This is a genomic window from Vibrio sp. Y176 (assembly GCF_033438945.1).
On the sequence record NZ_JAWOQS010000924.1, the window covers coordinates 1 to 567 of the forward strand.

The 567-nt window shown below is 41.6% G+C and carries 1 protein-coding gene; it reads left to right on the top strand.

Annotation, left to right across the window (positions count from 1 at the left end; all coding sequences use genetic code 11):
- Positions 1-305 precede the first annotated feature (305 nt).
- On the top strand, positions 306-567 hold a 262-nt coding region (locus R7O13_RS29430; protein ID WP_318305535.1), incomplete at its 3' end, for a LysE family translocator.

Sequence of the window (567 nt, forward strand, 5' to 3'; positions counted from 1 at the left end):
TTAGCATCTAGCAGCTCCAAGCCACCAAGTTCTTGAGCAATTTTGAATGTCGCGCTTTCCTTGTTCTTTTCTTTCATTGTTTCCAATCTGCTCGAGAAGTTCGTCATACGAGTGTAACGTATCCATCGTGCTTATTTTTGTACAAAATTGCTATTCAGTATCGTTAAAAAGGTTAATTGTTTTTATATGAGTGAATTGGTGATTTATCCTTTCTAAATATGGCTACATTTAAAGGTATTTAATCTGGTCGAGTTTGATTTATTGGTATAAGATTCGCCGCCTTGTTGTAGAAAACCTGTTCCATCATGATCGATTTAGCTGTACTTCCGATTTATCTCACGGCGGTTATCGCCTTATTGCTTTTGCCTGGCCCTGATATGTTGCTGATTGCGAGCTCAAGTATGAGCTACGGCAAAAAGGTTGGCCTATTTGCCAGTCTGGGGAACGCGACGTCTGGCCTTATCCTTACTTTACTTGCTGCGATGGGGGTTTCAACCCTGATTGCGATGAGCCCTGTGGCACTCAAAGTACTTCACCTTTTAGGTGGTGCGTACCTACTTAAAATGG